Source organism: Streptomyces boncukensis (genome assembly GCF_011045075.1).
Taxonomy (GTDB): domain Bacteria; phylum Actinomycetota; class Actinomycetes; order Streptomycetales; family Streptomycetaceae; genus Streptomyces; species Streptomyces boncukensis.
The window spans coordinates 1-4,706 of record NZ_JAAKZZ010000535.1 but is presented as its reverse complement, the minus strand read 5'-3'; the positions used below and the strand labels follow the sequence as shown (position 1 = coordinate 4,706).

Genomic DNA, 4,706 nt, shown 5'->3' with positions numbered 1-4,706 from the left:
GTGGAGCGGGGTGGCGCGGGGTGAGAATCGCGGGCCATGGATGCCGGACAGGTGGCGACGCTGCGCGAGGTGCTGGGCGGAAGCGAGTGGCTGCGGGCCACCCGCAGTTTCGGCGGGACGCTGCGCTCGTCGGTGCGGGCCCAGGGCGGCGGGCTGCTCCTGGTGGGCACGGAGGCGTACGAACCCTGGCACCTGGCGGCCCACCTGGACGACGAGGCGGCCTGGTCCGGGCTCCCCGAGCTCTCCCCGACCCTGGTGCGCCACCGCGTCCCGCCCTCGGCTCCGGCGCACCTCTCGGTGGGCATGGGCCGCCTGGAGGGCGCGGGCACCGGCGAGACCCTCCTGGTGGTCACGCCCGAGCCGGCGGGGCCCTGCCCGCCGCTCCTGGAGCGCCTCGCCGACGCCCGCGCGGCGGGCGCGACGCTGCTGACCCTGAGTGCGGCCGAGCGCGTCCCGCAGCTGGACGACCTCGTCCACGAGTCCCTGGCGGCGGACGACACCCTCAGTCTGGAGATGGTCCAGCACCTGGTGAGCGCGGCGGCCGGGGAGACCGCCGCACCGCGCCTCCCGCACGCCTCCGCCCGCCGCCTCCGGCTGCGCGACCGCCTCTCCCGCTGGGCCGACCAGCTCACGGCCCCGCCCACCCCGCGCTGGTGACCGCCCGCTGTGGTGGGAGGATGCCCGCATGACTAGTGCTGCTGCGCCCAAGAAGGACCCGTGGGATCTGCCCGATGTCTCGGGGCTGACCGTTGGCGTGCTCGGGGGGACGGGCGATCAGGGGCGAGGGCTGGCGTACCGGCTGGCCCGCGCCGGGCAGAAGGTGATCGTCGGCTCCCGGGCCGCCGAGCGGGCCCGGCGCGCCGCCGAGGAACTCGGACACGGCGTGGAGGGCGCGGACAACGCGCAGTGCGCCCAGCGCTCCGATGTCGTGATCGTCGCCGTGCCGTGGGACGGGCACCGCAAGACGCTGGAGGGGCTGCGGGAGGAGCTGGCGGGCAAGCTCGTCGTCGACTGCGTCAACCCGCTCGGGTTCGACAAGAAGGGCGCCTACGCGCTGAAGCCCGAGGAGGGCAGCGCCGCCGAGCAGGCCGCCGCGCTGCTGCCGGACGCGCGCGTCACCGCCGCCTTCCACCACCTGTCCGCCACGCTGCTCTCCGACCCCGGCGTCGAGTCGATCGACACCGATGTGATGGTGCTCGGCGAGGTGCGGGCCGACTGCGAGACCGTGCAGGCGCTGGCGGCGCGGATCCCCGGGATGCGGGGCGTCTTCGCCGGGCGGCTGCGCAACGCCCACCAGGTGGAGTCCCTGGTCGCCAACCTGATCTCCGTCAACCGCCGCTACCGGGCCCACGCGGGAGTCCGCCTCACCGACGTCTAAGACTTGATCCGCAACTCACCAAAGGGTGAGCTGTGGACTGCACGCCGTGCGGGGACCGGGCTTTCCGGCGTGGTCGCGCACGGGGCGCGTCTCATCCGGGGTTGCTCGGTTCCGTTGTCCGGCGGTTCGGGGAGCAGAGGTACCACGTTGCCGTGGTGCTGCCACGCGACCCGACCGCCGGGGCGGTTTCGGGCACGATGTGGTTGACTCCCGCAGTGCTTCTTCCAGCGCTTCTGCATAGGTGATCTGGGCGTTCCTGGACGCGGTGGTGTCCAGGAACGCGGTCTTGGGGTCGTCCACGTCGGTGAAGCGGACGAACGCGGCGAGGGCGGCGGACACGCGGTCACGCTTGCCGACGAGTCCGCACGCGATGCACTTGTGTTCACGGTCCCGCAGCCTCTTGTGTACGCGCTCACCACAGAGACAGTGCTGCGACAGGGCCGTGGACCAGGTGGAGGCCCGCACCAGCCGACCGCCCGCAGCTTCGCACTCCGCCTTGAGAGCGGAGATCAGCATGCCGGGCGTGGTCTGGGACAGGCGCTTGCCCCACAGCCGGTACCAGGTGCGGATGTCGCAGTCCTCGGCCACGAGCACGGGGCCGTGAGTGGCGATGATCTCCCGCGCTGCCTGGCGGGCGCGGTGCCTGCGGTACTCGGCGATCGAGGCGGCGTGTTCAGCCTGGCGGGCGCGCTGCTCGCGGTAAGTGGCGGACAGCCGGTCACGGCGGAACGCCTGCTTCGGCACCCCATCCGACCGCGTATCGCGGGCACCACCCGGCACCGTGACGGCTTTGGGCTCCAAGCCCTTGGCTGCACGGCGGGTGGCGCGGTTGGCCTGCTTCTTCGACATCCCGTACTGCGCGGCGTTCGATGCGCGGCGGGAGCGCTCCAGCGCTCTTGCCCGGCCCCGCTTCTTCTTCGCCTGCTTCTCGACCAGCAGCCGCTCGGCATCGGTCAGCGTGATCTCGGTGGACTCCGGCTTGCCGCCGCCCAGCGACGCGGGGAAGGAGGCGATCGACAAGTTGGAGACGTTGCCGTCCACGCCTCCGATGCGGTCGAGCTGGGCGGCGCGGTCGCGCATGGCACGTACGGCCGGTGAGCTGTATCCGGGGCCGAGCACCGTCAAGTGCGCTTCGTGCACCCAGCCGCCGGGCGCGCTGGCCTTGCGGCGGCGTACGAGGTCGACTTTGTGCCAGGCTAGCGGGTTGGCGAGGAAGTGCCGTACGCGCTCCCGCTGTCCGGGGGCCTGGGGGACGCGGACGGGGAGAACAAGGTCACCGCGCTTGCCCTCGGGTCCTCCGGCGAACACCACGGCGAGCGGTCCCTTGTAGTCCCACCAGTTCGCCCGGCGCGTGCCGGGCTTCCCGGCAGCGGTGATCTTGCCCGTGGGTACGCGGCCCTCGGGAGCGGTCGGCGTGGGCATCTGTCGGGGCTGCATGAGCTCGTGCCGGCCGCCGTCGGTGTAGGCCATGACGTGGCCGTGGAGGGTGCCGACGAGGCGGAAGGTCTCCCACTTGTTCTCGGTGGTGTGGGAGCGGGCGCGGCCGGGGATGCGGGTGAAGTCGTGCCAGATGCCGACCTTCGGTCGGCCGAAGCGGTGGCCAGTGGTGTCGGGGAACAGGTGCCGGGAGACGCCGTTCCATACCTCATCCGCGATGTGCATCGCGAGGGCCTTGGAGACGTGGTGCTTCAAGTGCCCGGAGTCTTCGAGGTGCTCGTACGCGGAGCGCTCCAGGGCTTCGCGTGAGAGGCCGAGGCGCTGCCGTACGGCCTTCGCGCCCTGCTCGTTCCGCTCGTGGTACGCGGCCCAGTAGGCATCGACCTTGGCGCGGGCGTCGCGCTGGACGGCCCGCTTGAGCGACCACATCGCCGAGTACAGGCCATCGAGCCGGGAGATATCGGCGGGGTCGGTGACGGCCAGCGGCAGCACCATCACCGACACCGCGCCCTCGTTGGGCTTCTTCCACTTCGGGGCCTTGTTCTTGCCCCGGAAATTCCTTGGCTGCTGGGCAGCCCGAAAAGAGCTGGAACCCGAGAAGTCACCCGCTGCGAAGTTTGGTCAGCTTCTGCGCACGTTGCGGGATGAACACGGATGGACTCAGGACGAACTGGCGGATCGAATGGGATGCTCCGGAACCCACGTCTCCGCCGTTGAAACTGGACGGCGCTCTCCGACTCCCCGCTTCGCGGCAAGCGGTGACAGGGCGCTCGGCGCGGGGGACAGGCTCCAACGCCAGTGCCGCGCGGTCCGACACACAGCACTGCTGGAAGGGTTCCCGGACTACGTGGCACAGGAGGTCCGCGCAGTGGAGATCCGACTCTTCGAGCTGGGCATCGTTCCGGGGCTGCTCCAGACCCGGGACTACGCCGCCGCGATCACCAGGGGTGAAGTGCTTCGGGGAGCGATCACGGAGCACCAGGCGGAGGAACGTCTGTCAAAGCTCTCAGAGCGCCAGGAGGCCCTGAAGCGCACGCCCGCGCCCATGGTCCACGCGGTACTGGACGAGAGCTGCGTCAGGCGGCCCGTCGGAGGTCCGGAAGTCATGGCAGCTCAGCTGGACCGGCTTGCCGAGTTCGCGGGACTGCCCTCCTCGATCCTCCAGGTGGCGCCGTTCGATCTTGGCGAGCGCCGGGCGTTCGACCTGCCCGTGACCCTGGTGACCCTTCCTGACTGGTCCTATGTCGCGTACGCCGAGTCCGCACTACAGGGCCGCATGGAGCGGGATACCAGGTTCCTTCAGTCGTTGCTGCGGGCCTACCATCAGTTGCAGGCCGAAGCGCTGTCTCAAGCGGCGTCCGTGGCCATGATCGAGCAACTTCGAAAGGACATCATCCCGTGACGACCGAAGCCCCGCAGTGGTTCACGTCCTCCTACAGCAGCAACGGCGGCCAGTGCATCGAGGTCGCCACGAACCTTGCCGCTTCTTGCGGTCTGGTCCCCGTCCGTGACACCAAGAACCCGACTGGTCCCGTACTGGACTTCCCCGCCACCTCGTTCGCTTCCTTCGTGACGAGCGTCAAGGGTGGAGAGTCCAGCAACGTCTGACGAGTCGCGCCGCACCCGTCCACAGCAGCCCCGTCGCGTGCGGCGCGGTGGGGCCTTGCTGCGCAGCTGAACGACGAAGGTCCCGCCACGCCCGTGGTCCAGTCGGTCACCGTGTCCCACCCCGAGTTCCTCCAGCGCAGCCAGCCTGACTCCGCCGGTGATCCCGGTGATCCCGTAGGGGTGGGCGCCGCCGGGCGCGCGGCGGGGTGAGCGACAATGAGGGGCAGACCGCGGGGCGGCCGCCCCGCCCGCGCCGTACGCCCGACTGGAGTGCCCTTCGATG

General features: G+C 70.9%; 5 protein-coding genes. 4 read left to right on the top strand and 1 reads right to left on the bottom strand.

Annotated features, from left to right (window positions below; all coding sequences use genetic code 11):
- The first annotated feature begins 36 nt into the window (after positions 1 to 36).
- Positions 37 to 657 carry a hypothetical protein gene (locus tag G5C65_RS31410; RefSeq protein ID WP_165302439.1) on the top strand — a complete coding sequence of 207 codons (621 nt, stop codon included), beginning with the start codon at positions 37 to 39 and terminating at the stop codon, positions 655 to 657.
- 28 nt (positions 658 to 685) lie between these two features.
- A complete protein-coding gene (gene npdG / locus G5C65_RS31405; protein WP_165302438.1) occupies positions 686 to 1,378 on the top strand; it encodes an NADPH-dependent F420 reductase in 693 nt (230 codons plus the stop codon).
- Positions 1,379 to 1,393: 15 nt separating this feature from the next.
- Here the strand turns inward: npdG and G5C65_RS31400 are convergent, their stop codons facing one another.
- Positions 1,394 to 3,310: a transposase gene (locus G5C65_RS31400; protein WP_241266201.1), complete on the bottom strand. Its 1,917-nt coding sequence runs from the start codon at positions 3,308 to 3,310 to the stop codon at positions 1,394 to 1,396.
- A 49-nt stretch (positions 3,311 to 3,359) separates the two neighbouring features.
- Between G5C65_RS31400 and G5C65_RS31395 the strand changes: the two genes are divergently transcribed.
- The gene (locus G5C65_RS31395; RefSeq protein WP_165302440.1) at positions 3,360 to 4,217 is read left to right on the top strand and encodes a helix-turn-helix domain-containing protein; all 858 of its coding nucleotides are present in this window, start codon (positions 3,360 to 3,362) and stop codon (positions 4,215 to 4,217) included.
- Complete coding sequence (locus G5C65_RS31390) at positions 4,214 to 4,423, top strand: DUF397 domain-containing protein (RefSeq protein ID WP_165302437.1); 210 nt, start codon at positions 4,214 to 4,216, stop codon at positions 4,421 to 4,423. Before G5C65_RS31395 ends, G5C65_RS31390 begins: the two co-directional genes overlap by 4 nt.
- The last annotated feature ends 283 nt before the right edge of the window (positions 4,424 to 4,706 follow it).

Coding starts and splice junctions, on each gene's coding strand:
- G5C65_RS31400 (WP_241266201.1), bottom strand. CDS start 3,310: ATGGTGCTGCCGCTGGCCGTCACCGACCCCGCCGATATCTCCCGGCTC.
- G5C65_RS31410 (WP_165302439.1), top strand. CDS start 37: ATGGATGCCGGACAGGTGGCGACGCTGCGCGAGGTGCTGGGCGGAAGC.
- npdG (WP_165302438.1), top strand. CDS start 686: ATGACTAGTGCTGCTGCGCCCAAGAAGGACCCGTGGGATCTGCCCGAT.